Consider the following 14,168-nt stretch of genomic DNA (forward strand, 5'->3'; position numbering starts at 1 on the left):
CGGTTCCGCCCGCTCGCCAACGCCCCGCGCGGCCTCGGGACGTACGAGTGGACCGAGCAGCTGCGCCGGTACGGCTACCGGTGGGCCGCGGCGGTCTCACCGGCCCTGCCCAGGAGCGCCACGAGGAAGTCCGAGCCATGGCCGAACGGCCGGACGTCCCACGCGGACAGCAGCACCCCCGGCTCCAGCCCGGCCGCCCCGGCGTCGACGAGGAACTCCTCGAAGTCGTAGCCGCGGCCCGCGCCGAATCCGATCGCCGCGCGGCCGCCGGCCCGGAGGTGGACGGCGAAGCGGCGCAGCACCTCGCGCCGGGTGCTGGGGGCGAGGAACGTCATGACGTTGCCCGCGCAGACGATCGCGTCGAAGCCCTCGGAGATCCCGCGGGCCGGCAGGTCGAGCTCGGCGAGGTCGCCCACGAGCCAGGTGGGACCCGGGTGATCCTCCTCCGCGGCGGCGATCAGCACGGGGTCGACATCGACGCCGACCACCTCGTGACCCGCGGCCGCCAGGGCGGAGCCCACCCGGCCCGGCCCGCAGCCGGCGTCGAGAATCCGCGCGCCGCGCGGCACCATCGCGTCCACCAGGCGCGCCTCGCCGGCCAGGTCCGCCCCGGAGGCCGCCATGGTGCGGAACCGCTGCACGTACCAGCGCGAGTGCTCGGGGTTGGTCTCGGTGATGCGCTGCCAGCCGCTCGGCTCGGGCACGGTTCCTCCTCTTCGGGTGCGGGGGCGTCCGCGAGCAGCCGCGGGCCCGCTCCGACGCTACCCCTCGGACCGCCGCAGCCACCCCGGCAGGTCCGCGACGCTCTCGAGGACGGCGTCCGGCGCGTCCGCCGACCGCTCGAGCACCTCGGGCCGGAACTTCCCGGTGCGCACGAGCACGCCGGTGAGCCCCAGGGTCTGCGCGGCGAGGACGTCGGAGTCGAGGTCGTCCCCGACCATCACCGCTTCGCCGGCGCCGGCGCATAGGGTCGCGAGCGCCGCCTCGAACAGTCCCCGCGCGGGCTTGCCCACCACGACCGCCTCGACGTCCGCCGCGGCCTCGAGCGCCGCGACGAAGGCCCCGGCGTCGAGCTGGAGCCCGGCGTCGGTGCGCCAGTACATGCTCCGGTGCATCGCGACCAGCGCGGCGCCGTCGTGCAGCGCCGCGAGGGCCCGGTTGAGGGCGGCGTAGTCGATCTCGGGGCCCCCGCCGCCGACGAGCACGACGTCGATCTCGCTCTCCTCCGGCCCCGCCAGGCGGACGCCGGCGAGGTCGGCCGCGACGTCGCCGCTGCTCACCAGCAGGCACCGGGCACCGGGGTGGTGCTCGGCCAGGTAGGCCGCCGTCGCGATCGGGGCGGTGACGATCTGCTCGTCCCCGACGGCGAAGCCGGCCTCGCGCAGCGCGTCACCGATCGCGGCCCGGGTCCGGGAGGTGGTGTTGGTGACCAGCGCGACCTCCAGCCCTGCGGCGCGCAGGGCGTCGTACGCCTCGACGGCGCCGGGCAGCGCCTTCCACGAGACGGTCAGGACGCCGTCGATGTCGAGCAGCACGGCGCGCACGTCCTCGAGCATGGCGTCCTCCCCTCTGGGCCCAACCCTGCCACGGGCCGGGCGACCAGGACGGTCGAGCCGGTGGCCCGGCGGCCGCCCCCGTGATCAGGACGGTCGGGCCGTCGGCCCGGCGGGCCCAGTCGCCGCCCCGGTGGGTCCGGCCGCCGCCCCGGTGGGTCCGGCCGCCGCCCCGGTGGGTCCCCGCCCACCACTCCCGGTCGGTCAGCGGACGATCGGTCAGACGAAGCGGATGTGCTGCTGCAGCCGTGTGCGGATCTCGAAGAACGCGGCGTCCGGGAGCCGGCCCGTGCCGGGCAGGCCGACCGTCAGCAGAAAGGTCAGCGAGCCGCGCCGCACGGCGAGCCGGGCGGGCCGGCGCCCGCGACCGCGGCGCAGCAGGACGACGTCCTCGCCGAGCGCGTCGTCGGGCAGCACGAGCACCACGGCCGTGACGGCGACCCCCCAGGACCTGGCGATGCCCGCCCGGCGGGCCAGCGACCGCACCGGGCGCTCGCCCGCCGGCAGCGCGTCGCTCACCAGCTCGCTGCCGCGGGGACGCGCCGGTGCACCCCAGTCCTCGGACTGCAGGACGAACACCCCCGTCGGCCCGAGGACGACGTGGTCGATCTTGGCGGACTCCGAGGGGCTCAGCCCCGCGCTGCGGGTCCAGGCCCCGCTGTCCGGGGCCGTCGCGACGTCGTGCCACACGGCGAAGGACGGACCGAGGTTGCTCAGGATCCGCGCGGTCGCCTCCTCGGCCAGCGCGTCCGCGAGCGCGTGGCGGACCTCGCGCGGTGCACGCCGGACCAGGTCCTCCTCGTAGGGGTCGGCGAGGTCGACGCCACGACCGACCCACTCGCGCACGAGCGTGAGGTAGCGCTGCCGCGACGCCCCGCCCGGGTGCCCGTAGGACCGCGCGGGGGAGGGCGGGCGCGCACTGCCCCGGCCCGTCCCGGTCGTCCACACCCGCGTGCCCTCGTCCTCGGTCGGGGCCGACCGGGCCGACCGCGGGGCGCCGGCCGCAGTGTGGTCGTACTCGGCCCGGCCCGCCGGGGTGCCGACGCGCTCCCAGGCGATCTGCACCGCGTGGAACGCGGCCGGGTCACCGCCCAGGTCCGGGTGCGTCTGGCGCTGCCTGCGCCGGTACGCACGGCGCAGCTCCTCGGCGGACGCGTGGCGGTCGACACCGAGGACGTCGTAGGGCGTGGTGCCAGGCGCGGCGTCGGTCATGGTCGCTTTCGGAAGTGCGGCGGCCTTCACCGTACATCCCCCGCGCGGAGCGCCGGGGCGATCTGCCGCCCGCCCGGACGGTCAGCCGGTGCCCTGACGGACCGCGCCGCCGAGCTGGGTCGCGAGCTCCTCCGGCGTCGTGACCGGCAGGTCGCACACGAAGCCGCGGCACACGTAGGCCGCGGCGCCGCCGCGGACCAGCGGCCGGTCGGCCAGCAGCGGCACCCCGGGCGCGTCCGGCGACCCGACGGCGACCACGAGCCCGGGTGAGGTGCTCGCCCGGGCGACGGCAGCCAGCTCGGCGGCCGCGTCGTTCTCCCCGACGACCGCCACCTGCAGCGGCCCGGCGACCGCCGCCTCCGCGACCGCCAGGCTCCAGCCGGCGAAGCGCGGCGCCGAGCGGGCGAGCGATCCGGCGGCGGCGAGCGCGGCCTCGGCGGCCTCGCGGTGCCGGGGCGAGCCCGTGAGGGCCGAGTAGGTGAGCAGGGCCCCGGCCAGCGAGGAAAGCCCGGACGGCTCGACGTTGTCGCTCGGGTCCTTCGGCCGGGTGACCAGCCGCTCGGCGTCGTCGGCGACGTCGTAGAAGCCGCCCGCGCCGTCGGCGAAGTGGGTCAGCGCGATCTCGAGCAGCTCCCCGGCCGCCTCGAGCCACCGGACCTCCCCGGTGGCCTGGTGCAGCGCGAGCAGGCCCTCGGCCAGGTTGCCGTGGTCGTCGGCCACGCCGGCCGCGGCCCCGACGGTGCCGTCGCGCGAGGCGCGGCGGAGACGGCCGTCGACCAGATGGGCGCCCAGGACGTACGCCGCGCACTCGCGGGCGGCGTCGAGGTAGCCGGGCTCGGCCAGCAGGACGCCCGCCTCGGCGAGGGCCGCGACCGTCAGACCGTTCCAGGAGGTCACGACCTTGTCGTCACGGGCGGGCTGGGGCCGCCGGTCGCGGGTCGCGAGCAGGCGCCGGCGGGCGTCGGCCCACCACGCGGGGTCCTCCGGGTCCCGGCGCAGCTGCAGCGTGGAGGAGCCGTGCTCGAAGGTGCCGAGCTCGGTCACCGTGAGCAGCTCGGCGGCCCGCGCGCCGTCGTCGGGCCCCAGCACCTCGGCGAGCTGACCGGGGGTCCAGGCGTAGGTGAGGCCCTCCACGCCGTCGGCGTCGGCGTCGAGGGAGGAGGCGAACGCCCCCTCCGCGGTACGCAGGTCCCGCAGCAGGAAGTCCGCGGTCTCGCGCGCGACCCGCTCGGCGAGGGCGGACCCCGTGGCGCGGTGGAGGTGGAGGTAGTCCCGCAGGAGCTGGGCGTTGTCGTAGAGCATCTTCTCGAAGTGGGGCACGATCCAGCGGGCGTCCACCGAGTAGCGGGCGAAGCCGCCCGCGAGCTGGTCGTACATGCCGCCGCGCGCCATGGCCTCGCACGTCGCCTCCGCCATCCGCAGCGCGTCGGCGTCGCCGGTGCGCGCGTGGTGGCGCAGGAGGAACTCCAGCACCGACGACGGCGGGAACTTCGGCGCGTCCCCGAACCCTCCGTTCGCCTCGTCGAAGTCCTGGGCGAGGGCGGTGACGGCGGCCTCGAGGGCGTCGGCGTCGAGCGCGTCGGGGGTGGCGGCGCGGGTCATCTGGCCCAGCGCCCGGGCGACGTTCGCGCCCGTGGCGTCCACCTGGGCGCGGCGGGTGGTCCACGCCTCGCGGACGGCACCGAGGAGCTGGAGGAACTGCGCGCGCGGGTAGTAGGTGCCGCAGAAGAACGGCTCGCCGTCCGGGGTGAGGAAGCACGTCATCGGCCAGCCGCCCTGGCCGGTCATCGCCGTGGTCGCCGTCATGTACACGGCGTCGATGTCCGGCCGCTCCTCGCGGTCCACCTTCACCGCCACGAACCCGCTGTTGAGCACCGCGGCGACGTCGGGATCCTCGAAGGACTCGTGCGCCATCACGTGGCACCAGTGGCACGCCGCGTAGCCGATCGACAGGAGGACGGGGACGTCCCGTTTCCGGGCCTCGGCGAAGGCGGCCTCGCCCCACTCCTGCCAGTGCACCGGGTTGTCGGCGTGCTGGAGCAGGTAGGGGCTCGTCGCCCCGGCGAGGCGGTTGCTCATCCGTCCACCGTAGGACGTGGCGCAGCACCGAGCACCCGGGTTCGGGGCGCGATCGAGGTATGCGCGACGGCTCGCCGGATCGTGCACACTCGCGGAGTGGGTGCGACGGAGAGGCGAGGACCGAGCCGTGAGGACCTCCTGGCCTGCGCCGGACGCAGCATCCCCCCGGTGATCGCCCCGGGGCTGACGGTCCTGCTGTGCGGGATCAACCCCGGGCTGTACTCGGCGTGGACGGGTCACCACTTCGCCCGGCCCGGCAACCGGTTCTGGCCGGCGCTGCACCGGTCGGGCATGACCCCGCGCCTCCTCGCGCCCTCCGAGCAGCACGAGCTGCCGCGCTACGGCCTGGGCATCACCAACGTCGTCAACCGGGCCACCGCGACGGCCGCCGAGCTGAGCGGTGCCGAGCTCCGCGAGGGCGGTGAGCGGCTCGCGGAGGAGGTCCGGCGGTACACGCCGGCGTGGCTGGCGGTGCTCGGCGTCACCGCCTACCGGACGGCGTTCGGGGAGCCGAGGGCCGCGCTGGGCCCGCAGGAGCGGACGCTGGGGACGACCCGGGTGTGGGTGCTGCCCAACCCGAGCGGGCTCAACGCGCACTTCCAGCTGGCCGACCTGGCCGAGAAGTTCACCGAGCTGCGCATCGCGGCGACGGGCTCCGGGGACTGACCGGCACCGGCACGACGGACGTCGGGCGACCGGCACCGGCACGACGGACGCCGGGCTACCGGGCGGCACCGTCGAAACGGCGTGGTCAGCGCGGTTGCTCGAGCGTGCGCAGCGCGCAGGTGGCGGGCCCCTCCAGCACCTGCCCGTCCGCGGCGAAGCGGGAGCCGTGCAGCGGGCAGTCCCACGTGTGCTCGGCGTCGTTCCACGAGACGACGCCGCCCAGATGCGTGCACGAGGCGGTCAGCCGCCGCGTGACGCCGTCCACGGTGCTCACGGCCACGTCGTGGCCCGCGTCCCGCTCCACCCGGCCCTGCCCCTCGGGCGGGACGACGGCGGAGGAGTGGACCCGCGGGCTGAGCTTGTCGCGGGCCAGGCGGGAGGCGACACCGGCGTTGAGGGTCACCACCTTGTCGAGGCCGGCGAGGCCGCCGGGCCGCCAGGTGCGCAGCGGGTGGGTCCAGATCATCTGGCCCTCGAGGATGGCCGAGGAGATCGCCAGCGCGGCCGCCGGACCCATGGCGAGGCCCCACTTGTCGAAGCCGGTGGCCACCAGCACCCGGTCCGACCGGGGCAGCAGCGGCCCCACCGACGGCAGCTCGTCGGTGCCGCGGTAGTCCTGCGCGGCCCACACGTGGGTCGGCACGGCGCCCGGGAACAGCTCGGTGACCCAGCGGGTGAGCTCCATGACGAGCTCTCGCGTGGACACCGCCCTTCCCACGGGATGGCCGGCACCGGCGACGACCAGCCGTTCGCCGTCTGCGGTCGGGGCGGTACGCAGGGAGCGGAACGGCTCGTCGCCGGTGATGGCCATGACCTGCGGCAGCGGCCCGGGGACGTCCAGGGCCAGGGCGTGCGTGCGGTGCGGCGACAGCCGCGCGAAGAAGGCGCCGCGGTCGAGGACGGGCGTGCCCGTGGCCAGGACCACCCGGTCGGCCGCCACCTCCACCTCTCCCACGGCGACCCGGTTGGGCGAGCCCTGGTGCAGCCCGTGGACGCGGCTGTTCTCGAAGATCTCCCCGCCGTGGCGCTCGATGTCGCGCGCCAGCGCGAGGACGAGGTCCATGGTGTCCAGCTGCGCCTGGTCCGGCAGGCGGGCCACGCCGAAGGTGGGCATCGGCAGGCCCGCGTCCTCCAGCCACTCCACCGGCAGCTGCGCCTCGTGGGCGGCGTCGTGAACCTCGCCGACCCGGTCGCGGCCCCCGGGGCTCTGCGCGACCACGAGATCGGGGCGGGTCTGGAAGGGGACGTCGTGCTCCGTGCAGTAGCGCAGCAGCCACTGCTGCCCCTCCCGGTTGGCCTCGACGTAGGTGCGCAGCGTGGCGGTGGAGTGGCGGCGAGCGACGCGGGCCAGCTTGGTCCCCTGCAGCAGGGTGACCTTCCCGGTGCTGTTCCCGGTGGTCACCGCGCCGAGGCGCCGGGCCTCGAGCAGGGCGACGGAGGCGCCCGCGCGGGCGAGGAGCAGCGCCGTCGTCAGGCCGGTCAGGCCCCCGCCGACCACGGCCACGTCGCAGGAGCGCCCCGGCGGGACGCCGGGATAGGCGGGGAGGTCGGGGCGGTCCAGCCAGAGCGAGGTCATCGCACACCTCCGGGTCGGGTGCCCCCATCGTGGCCGGGAGCGGCCCCGACAGCCACCGGAACGGCGCTTCGCCGGGGCGCGACGACGCCGGGCCGCGAGCGCGCCTGTCCGACGACGAAGGGCACCAGGCCGGCGTCGTCCGCCGATCTGGTGCCCCGCGGTGGCGTGCCGGGTCCGGGCGCGGTGCACGGGCCGGGAGGGCTGGCTCAGCCCTTGATGCGCGAGGCCAGGAACTTCTTGCCCATCTCCGCGCCCTTGCGGCTGTCCGCCTGGGCCTTGCGGAAGAAGTCCGCGACCTCGTTGTCACCGTCGCGCTCGGCGTCCTTGATGTAGGTCTCCAGGCGCAGCGCGTTCTCGAGACACGCCTGGGTGAACCACAGGAGGTTGTAGTCCTTGTCCTTGGTGCCGGTGACGGCGCCGGTCTCGTTGCTCATGCTCGTCTCCCTCTCTTTCTCGCTGCTGCTCGATCGGTCGGGTCGTGCAAGATCCACGGTGCCCGGACGGCGGCGGGCCTCGCAACCGGAGGGCCTCCGTGGTCCGGCCGGGTCAGACGTCCTCGACCCCCACCCGCCCCGCGAAGGCCTCGATCTGGTCGCGCCGCCCCGTGCCCAGGCCCCGGCGGGTGACGTTGAGGGCGCCGGCGGCCGCGCCGAGCCGGACCGCCTCGTCGAGGCCGGCGCCCCGGGCCAGGGCGACGGCGATCCCGGCCGTCATGGAGTCCCCGGCACCCTTGTTCTCGCGCGTGCTCACCGTCGGGGCGGTGAAGAGGCGCGCCTCCTCGCCGGTGACGACGAGGGTGGGGTCCCCGGCGCGGGAAACCACCAGCGCGCTCAGGCCCTCCTCGAGCATCCGCCGGCCGGCGTCCCGCAGCGTGCCGACGTCGGCGTCGTCGGCGAAACCGCCGTCGACCATCTCCTCGTGGCTGATCTTCAGGACCACCCCCTCGGCCTGCAGGACCTGCCGGACGTGGTCGCCGGAGAGGTCGGCCACCACGGGCCTGCCCGCGGCCCGCAGGTCCTTGGCGAGCCGGCCGAAGAAGTCGTCGGGGACGCCCAGGTCGGCGTCGGCCCCGGTGAGGACGGCGAGGTCGGCGTCCATGGCGTGGACCAGCATGGTGCCGTAGAGGTCGTCCTGGGCGTGGCGGTCGAGGGCGGGGCTGCGCATCACCACGAGCTCCTCACGCTCGCCGGCGCGGTAGTCGAGGACGTGGGCGGAGATCCCGGGGGTGCTGGTGGTCCGCAGGTCCAGCCCCTCCGCCCGCGCGAGGGCCGCGGCCGCGACGCCGGTCTCGCCGCCGAACGGCGCGCAGACGACGGCGCGAGCCCCGAGCGTCGTCGCCATCCGCGCGACCCAGAGCCCCTGCCCGCCGGCGTGGACGTGCACCTGGGGCTCGTCGTCGTCACGGAGGGTCTCGATCGTGACCTCCAGCAGGGGAGCGACGGCGAGGACGCAGAGGGTGACGGCGTCCGCCGGCGTCCCGGTGGGGCTCTCGGAGGTGGGTGCGGGCTCGCTCATGCGGGGTGTCTCCTCGGTGGTGCGGGGTGGCTGTGAGGCCACCTTCGTGAGTATCACCGCCCCCCGGCGTCGTCGCACTCGCGTCGTCGGAAAGGAGCCCGGGGGCACCCGGCCTGTGAGGGAGAAGTGGCACCTTTCGGCACCATCGTGCGGAACGCCGAGAAGCGCTTCTCGTGCGGGAGTAGCGCTTCTGTGCCACCGTGAGGGGTCCGACGACGTCGTCGGACAAAAACCCGGCGGCAGGGGGTCGCCGGGAGGACGCGGGCAGGAATGCCCCACGGACCTGGAAGGTGTGGGTCGATGAGGAGATCCGTCGCTCGTCTGGTGGTGAGCGCCTCAGCGGTCGCTCTGGTGCTCGGAGCGTGCGCGCAGGGGACCGGAGGCGGTTCCGACGAGGGGACCGGGGCCGGCGGGGACGGTGCCGGGGAGTTCGACCCCGAGGCCGAGCTCAGCGGCACGCTCGACGTCATGGGCTTCGGCGCGGGCGACGAGATCGCGACGACCCGCGTGGAGCGCGCGGAGGAGGCCCTCGGCGAGGGCGTCGAGGTCAAGCTGGTCGAGGGCGACCTCGACATCCAGCAGTTCCTCTCCGCCGTCGCCTCCGGGGAGCCGCCTGAGCTCATCTACGCCAACCGCGACCAGATCGGCACGTTCGCCTCGCGCGGCGCGATCATCCCGCTCACCCAGTGCATCGCCGGCGAGGGCATCGTCACGGAGGACTTCCGTGAGCCGGCCCTGAACCAGGTCACGTTCGACGGCGAGGTCTACGGCATCCCGGAGTTCAACGCGGTGCAGGTCACCATGGCCAACTCCGAGCTGCTCGACGCCGCCGGGCTGAGCATCGAGGACGTCAACGGCTCGGACTGGGAGGCGATCAGCGCCGCCAACGAGGCCCTGAAGAAGGGGGACGGCAACTCGTTGAGCGTCATCGGCTACGACTCCAAGCTTCCCGAGTTCCTGCCCCTGTGGGCGCACGCGAACGGCACCGACCTCATCTCCGAGGACGGCCGGACGGCCCAGCTCAACGACCCCAAGGTGGTCGAGGCGCTCGAGTGGGCGCTCTCCATCTACGACGACCAGGGCGGCTTCGCGGCGGTCAAGGCCTTCCGCGACTCGGCCGACTTCTTCGGCGCCGGCAACCAGTTCGCCACGAACACCCTCGGGGCCATGCCGATGGAGCAGTGGTACATCAACGTCCTCAACGACGTCTCCCCGGACGCGCCGCTGGCGTTCGACGCCGTGCACGACCGCAACGGGGACCCGGTGGCGTACGCCAGCGGGTCGGCGTGGGCCATCCCGAAGGGGACCGAGAACCCGGGTGCCGCGTGCCGCTGGGCGCGCGTGATGACCGAGGTGGACAGCTGGGTGGCCGCCGCCGAGGAGCGCAAGCGGCTGCGCGCCGAGGAGGGCAAGCCGTTCACCGGCGTGCTCACCGGTAACGAGGCCGCCGACGAGGCGGTGCGCGAGCTGGTCGAGCCGAGCGGCGACGAGGTCTGGGACGCCGGTGTGGCGGCCATGTACGAGGCCAACGACAACACGTTCTCCCTGCCGGCCAACCCCGCCGACTCTGAGTTCAAGACCGCTTGGCAGGACGCGGTGAACAGCGTGCTCAACGGGCAGGCCGAGCCCCAGGAGGTGCTGGACGCGGCGCAGGAGACGGCCCAGGCCGCGCTCGACGACGCCTGGCAGAAGTGGGAGCAGGAGGGCTAGACCATGGCCACCGTCGTCGACTCCACCGCGTCGGAGGAGCGCGCCAGGGCGGTGGCACGGAGAAGGAGGGGGCGGCGCGACACCCGCGCCGCCCTGCTCTTCATCAGCCCGTGGATCGTCGGCTTCCTGGTCTTCCACGCCTGGCCCGTGCTCTACAGCGCCTACCTCTCCCTGACGGACTACGACGTCATCAACGACCCGAACTTCGTCGGGCTCGACAACTACCGCCGTCTGTTCGAGGACGAGAAGATCGCGCTCGCGCTGGGCAACACCTTCTTCTACGCCGCGATCCAGGTGCCGCTGTACATCGTGGTCTCCCTGGGCCTGGCCATGCTGCTCAACCAGGCAGGGCGGGCCGCCGGCTTCTTCCGGACCGCCTTCTACCTGCCGAACATGACCCCGCCCGTCGCGGTCGGCGTGCTGCTGCTCCTGGTGTTCAACGGGCAGAACGGGCTGATCAACGAGGTGCTGGGGTTCTTCGGCATCGACGGCCCGAACTGGACCACCGACCAGACCTGGATCAAGCCGGCCATCATCCTCACGAGCCTGTGGTCCGTGGGCTCGTCGGTGATCATCCTGCTCGCCGCGCTGCGCAACGTCCCCCAGGAGCTCTACGACGCCGCCCGCGTCGACGGCGCGAACGCGTGGCAGCGCACCGTGCGGATCACCATCCCGATGATCTCCGGCGCACTGTTCTTCGTGTTCATCGTCAACTCGATCGCCGCGTTCCAGACCTTCACCGAGGCGTACACGGCCTTCTTCGGGTCGGGCAACACCACGTACAGCAACGACGCGGCGCTGTTCTACGTGATCTACCTGTTCCAGCAGGCGTTCGAGTTCCTCAACATGGGCTACGCCTCGGCGATGGCCTGGGTGCTCTTCGTGATCATCCTGATCATCACCCTTGTCCAGCTGAAGGTGTCCAAGCGGTTCGTCTACCTCGAGGGGGAGCAGCGATGAGTACCCCGTCCCTCGATCTCGACCGTGTCCGTGAAACCCCCGTCGTGCCCACCGCCGGCGGCCCCGTCGGGACGCCCGGCGACGGCTCGCCCGGGCGCGGGCGCAACGGCGACCGCCGGCCGACCCGGTGGACGGCCGGCCGGATCGCGATCGTGGCGGCGCTGGTCGCCCTCACGGTCGTCTTCGTCTACCCGTTCGTCTGGCTGGTCAGCGCCTCCTTCAAGCCGCGCGGGGAGGTCTTCGACAACAAGCTGATCCCGGAGACCTTCACCTTCCAGAACTACATCGACGTGTGGGCCGAGGCACCGATGCTTCTCTGGCTCGGCAACACCCTCCTCGTCACGGTCCTCGCGGCGGTCACGGTGACCTTCTCCAGCGCCCTGGTGGCGTGGGGGTTCGCCTACTTCCGGTTCAAGGGGCGCGACGCGCTCTTCGGCCTGGTGCTCGCCACGATGATGCTGCCCGGCGCGGTGACGATGGTGCCGGTCTTCCTCATCTGGAACTCGCTGGGCATGGTCAACACCCTCACGCCGCTGTGGGCCGGCAACCTCTTCGGCAGCGCCTTCTACATCTTCCTGCTCCGTCAGTTCTTCATGGGGCTGCCGCGGGAGACGTTCGAGGCGGCGAAGATCGACGGCGCGAACAACTGGACCATGTTCACCCGCATCGCGCTGCCCCTGACGAAGCCGGCGATGATCGTCACGCTCATCTTCGAGTTCCAGGCGGCGTGGACGGACCTCATGCGGCCGCTGATCTACCTGCGCGACTCGGACAAGTTCACGATCCCGCGCGGTCTGAAGGCGCTGCTGGACCAGTTCGGGTTCGGCGGGGAGTGGCACTGGGAGATCGTCGTGACCGCCAGCGTCATCACCACCGTCCCGATGATCATCCTGTTCTTCCTCGGGCAGCGGCACTTCGTGCAGGGGATCGCCACTACCGGCGCGAAGGGCTGAGCGCCGGCCCGGGCTCGGTGCCTGCCAGGACGCCGCCCCTCCCTGCCCGGACGCCGCCCCTCCCAGCTCGGGGGCGGCGTCCGTGTCCCGCGGCGCGGCCTGCTCAGCCGCGCCAGCGCCTGCGGAGCGCGTGGGCCGCGGCCTTGGGCTGGCGGTCGCGGGTGAAGGCACCCTTCTTGTTCCCGCCCACCCGCATGATCCCCGACGTCGTGGCGAAGTCGGCGAAGTTCCAGACGTGCTCCCCGACGACCGCCTCCACGCTGTCGAACACACGGTGGTTGGTCTCCAGGTAGGCGATCTGGTACTCCTCCGACCACGGCTCCGGGACGATGCTGTGCTGACCGGGGTAGGTGTCGGCGCCGTACTCGGTGATGATGATCGGCTTGCCGTCGGTCGACCATCCGTCGAGCTCCGCCCTGAAGTCGTGCTCGGCCGCCTCGAGGTCGCCGGTGTCGACGTACCAGCCGTAGTACCGGTTGAGCATGAGGACGTCGCCGAACTGCGAGACGCGGCACTTGCCGTGCGGGGCGAGCATGACGTTGACGAACCCGACCGGCCGGGTGGGGTCGGCCTCCCGGGCGACGTCGAAGAGCGGCCGGAAGTAGTTCTCCGCGGCCTCTGTCTCGGACTCCGGCTCGTTGGCGATGCTCCACAGCACGACGCTCGGGTGGTTCTTGTCGCGGGCGATCAGCTCACGGATCGCCTGGGCGTGCACCTCCTGGGTGACGTCGTTGGCGGTCTCCGGGGAGAACGTCGTGTAGCCCTGGCCGCCGAAGATGCCGCCGCCGATGCCCATGTTCAGCCCGACCGCGGCGGTCTCGTCGATGACGACGACGCCCTGGCGGTCCGCGTGCTCGAGCACGTCCTCCGAGTACGGGTAGTGGGACGTGCGGAAGGAGTTGGCGCCGATCCACTCCAGCAGCTCGAAGTCGTTGACGAGGTGGGCGTTGTTGTGCGCCTTGCCGATGACCGCGTGGTCCTCGTGCATGCCGAAGCCCTTGAAGTAGAACGGCTCGCCGTTGATGAGGAACTGGGTGCCGCGCACCTCCACGGTCCGCACCCCCACCTTGAGGTGGTAGCTGTCCGCGGTGGCGCCGTCGCCGTCGACCAGCCTGGCCTCGAGGTCGTAGAGGTAGCCGTCGCCGGGGGCCCAGCGGTGCACGTCCGCCACGGTCAGCGTGCCGGACGCGCCCGAGCCCGTGGCGACCTCCGCGCCGTCGGCGTCCCGGAGCACGACGGCGACGTCGGCGCCGCCGCCCTCGGTCTCCACGGTGTACCCCACCGTCCCGGTGGTGCCGTCGAGCCCGGTGACGACGGTGAGGTCGGAGACGTGCGTCCGGGGGGTGGCGTAGAGCCAGACGGAGCGGTGCAGGCCGGCGTAGTTGAAGAAGTCGTGCCAGTACCGCTGCTTCTTCCCGCTGGCGGTCTCCTCGACGGCGCCCGGGGGGATGGACCGGAAGCTCAGCGTGTTGTTCACGACGACGGTGATGCGCACCTCCTCGCCCGGCGTGACGTGCTCGGTGACGTCGGCCTCGAAGGGGGTGTAGCCGCCCTCGTGCTCGGCGACCTGGGTCTCGCCCACCCAGACCACCGCCCGGTGGGTGGCGGACTCCAGGTTCAGCACGATGCGCTCGCCGGCCCAGCCCCGCGGCACGCGGACGACCGTCTGGTACCAGAGGTCGCCGAAGTAGTCGCGCACGGCGGCGTCGGCGACGACGTCGTTGAAGCTGGCGGGCACGGCCATCAGCCGCCTGCCGGGCAGCGGGCCCCGGTACCAGCCGGCGCTGCGGCCCTCACCGTCCGGGTCGAGGGCGAAGCGCCACAGCCCGTCGAGCTGCTTCTTCTCCCGGGTGGCGGTGTCCTGAGGGCGCAACATGGGGTTCGTTCCTTCCGTTCGCTGTCCGGCCGGCTGGCCGGGTCGGCATGGCGGTGGGCCTGGTGTCG

12 protein-coding genes are annotated in these 14,168 nt (G+C 73.4%); 4 read left to right on the forward strand and 8 right to left on the reverse strand.

Annotated elements, in window-relative coordinates:
* Window positions 1–74: 74 nt before the first annotated feature.
* From ABD774_RS00330 to ABD774_RS00345, 4 genes are all read right to left on the reverse strand, one after another.
* A complete protein-coding gene (locus ABD774_RS00330; RefSeq protein ID WP_345036348.1) occupies window positions 75–704 on the reverse strand; it encodes a class I SAM-dependent methyltransferase in 630 nt (209 codons plus the stop codon).
* A 57-nt stretch (window positions 705–761) separates the two neighbouring features.
* Complete coding sequence (locus ABD774_RS00335) at window positions 762–1,556, reverse strand: HAD-IIA family hydrolase (RefSeq protein ID WP_345036350.1); 795 nt, start codon at window positions 1,554–1,556, stop codon at window positions 762–764.
* Between the two features lie 216 nt (window positions 1,557–1,772).
* A complete protein-coding gene (locus tag ABD774_RS00340; RefSeq protein ID WP_345036352.1) occupies window positions 1,773–2,765 on the reverse strand; it encodes a J domain-containing protein in 993 nt (330 codons plus the stop codon).
* An 81-nt stretch (window positions 2,766–2,846) separates the two neighbouring features.
* A complete protein-coding gene (locus tag ABD774_RS00345) occupies window positions 2,847–4,844 on the reverse strand; it encodes a thioredoxin domain-containing protein (protein WP_345036354.1) in 1,998 nt (665 codons plus the stop codon).
* Between the two features lie 168 nt (window positions 4,845–5,012).
* Here ABD774_RS00345 and mug point away from each other — a divergent pair, with 168 nt between their 5' ends.
* Complete coding sequence (mug, locus tag ABD774_RS00350) at window positions 5,013–5,510, forward strand: G/U mismatch-specific DNA glycosylase (RefSeq protein ID WP_345036357.1); 498 nt, start codon at window positions 5,013–5,015, stop codon at window positions 5,508–5,510.
* A gap of 85 nt (window positions 5,511–5,595) precedes the next feature.
* On the opposite strand, the gene ABD774_RS00355 is transcribed toward mug, so the two are convergent.
* The 3 genes from ABD774_RS00355 to ABD774_RS00365 all read right to left on the reverse strand — a co-directional run bounded on the left by ABD774_RS00355 (window position 5,596) and on the right by ABD774_RS00365 (window position 8,601).
* Complete coding sequence (locus ABD774_RS00355; RefSeq protein WP_345036359.1) at window positions 5,596–7,086, reverse strand: FAD-dependent oxidoreductase; 1,491 nt, start codon at window positions 7,084–7,086, stop codon at window positions 5,596–5,598.
* Between the two features lie 206 nt (window positions 7,087–7,292).
* Window positions 7,293–7,520, reverse strand: a complete 228-nt coding sequence (locus ABD774_RS00360) for a hypothetical protein (RefSeq protein WP_345036361.1) — start codon at window positions 7,518–7,520, stop codon at window positions 7,293–7,295.
* A gap of 112 nt (window positions 7,521–7,632) precedes the next feature.
* Window positions 7,633–8,601 (reverse strand): 1-phosphofructokinase family hexose kinase, encoded by a 969-nt coding sequence (locus tag ABD774_RS00365; protein ID WP_345036363.1) that lies wholly within the window; start codon window positions 8,599–8,601, stop codon window positions 7,633–7,635.
* A gap of 300 nt (window positions 8,602–8,901) precedes the next feature.
* Here ABD774_RS00365 and ABD774_RS00370 point away from each other — a divergent pair, with 300 nt between their 5' ends.
* The 3 genes from ABD774_RS00370 to ABD774_RS00380 are packed head-to-tail and all read left to right on the forward strand — an operon-like array spanning window position 8,902 to window position 12,224.
* Window positions 8,902–10,311: an ABC transporter substrate-binding protein gene (locus ABD774_RS00370; protein ID WP_345036365.1), complete on the forward strand. Its 1,410-nt coding sequence runs from the start codon at window positions 8,902–8,904 to the stop codon at window positions 10,309–10,311.
* Between the two features lie 3 nt (window positions 10,312–10,314).
* A complete protein-coding gene (locus ABD774_RS00375) occupies window positions 10,315–11,271 on the forward strand; it encodes a carbohydrate ABC transporter permease (protein WP_345036367.1) in 957 nt (318 codons plus the stop codon).
* Complete coding sequence (locus ABD774_RS00380) at window positions 11,268–12,224, forward strand: carbohydrate ABC transporter permease (protein WP_345036369.1); 957 nt, start codon at window positions 11,268–11,270, stop codon at window positions 12,222–12,224. Before ABD774_RS00375 ends, ABD774_RS00380 begins: the two co-directional genes overlap by 4 nt.
* A gap of 103 nt (window positions 12,225–12,327) precedes the next feature.
* On the opposite strand, the gene uidA is transcribed toward ABD774_RS00380, so the two are convergent.
* Complete coding sequence (uidA, locus tag ABD774_RS00385) at window positions 12,328–14,100, reverse strand: beta-glucuronidase (protein ID WP_345036372.1); 1,773 nt, start codon at window positions 14,098–14,100, stop codon at window positions 12,328–12,330.
* Between the last annotated feature and the right edge of the window lie 68 nt (window positions 14,101–14,168).

Origin of the sequence: Georgenia daeguensis, from assembly GCF_039537705.1 — a bacterium.
GTDB lineage: Bacteria > Actinomycetota > Actinomycetes > Actinomycetales > Actinomycetaceae > Georgenia > Georgenia daeguensis.

Bases quoted from the DNA above. Each gene is read 5' to 3' on its own strand.
- ABD774_RS00335 (WP_345036350.1), bottom strand. From the start codon at position 1,556: ATGCTCGAGGACGTGCGCGCCGTGCTGCTCGACATCGACGGCGTCCTG.
- ABD774_RS00375 (WP_345036367.1), top strand. From the start codon at position 10,315: ATGGCCACCGTCGTCGACTCCACCGCGTCGGAGGAGCGCGCCAGGGCG.
- ABD774_RS00355 (WP_345036359.1), bottom strand. From the start codon at position 7,086: ATGACCTCGCTCTGGCTGGACCGCCCCGACCTCCCCGCCTATCCCGGC.
- ABD774_RS00345 (WP_345036354.1), bottom strand. From the start codon at position 4,844: ATGAGCAACCGCCTCGCCGGGGCGACGAGCCCCTACCTGCTCCAGCAC.
- ABD774_RS00370 (WP_345036365.1), top strand. From the start codon at position 8,902: ATGAGGAGATCCGTCGCTCGTCTGGTGGTGAGCGCCTCAGCGGTCGCT.
- ABD774_RS00365 (WP_345036363.1), bottom strand. From the start codon at position 8,601: ATGAGCGAGCCCGCACCCACCTCCGAGAGCCCCACCGGGACGCCGGCG.
- ABD774_RS00380 (WP_345036369.1), top strand. From the start codon at position 11,268: ATGAGTACCCCGTCCCTCGATCTCGACCGTGTCCGTGAAACCCCCGTC.
- uidA (WP_345036372.1), bottom strand. From the start codon at position 14,100: ATGTTGCGCCCTCAGGACACCGCCACCCGGGAGAAGAAGCAGCTCGAC.
- ABD774_RS00360 (WP_345036361.1), bottom strand. From the start codon at position 7,520: ATGAGCAACGAGACCGGCGCCGTCACCGGCACCAAGGACAAGGACTAC.
- ABD774_RS00340 (WP_345036352.1), bottom strand. From the start codon at position 2,765: ATGACCGACGCCGCGCCTGGCACCACGCCCTACGACGTCCTCGGTGTC.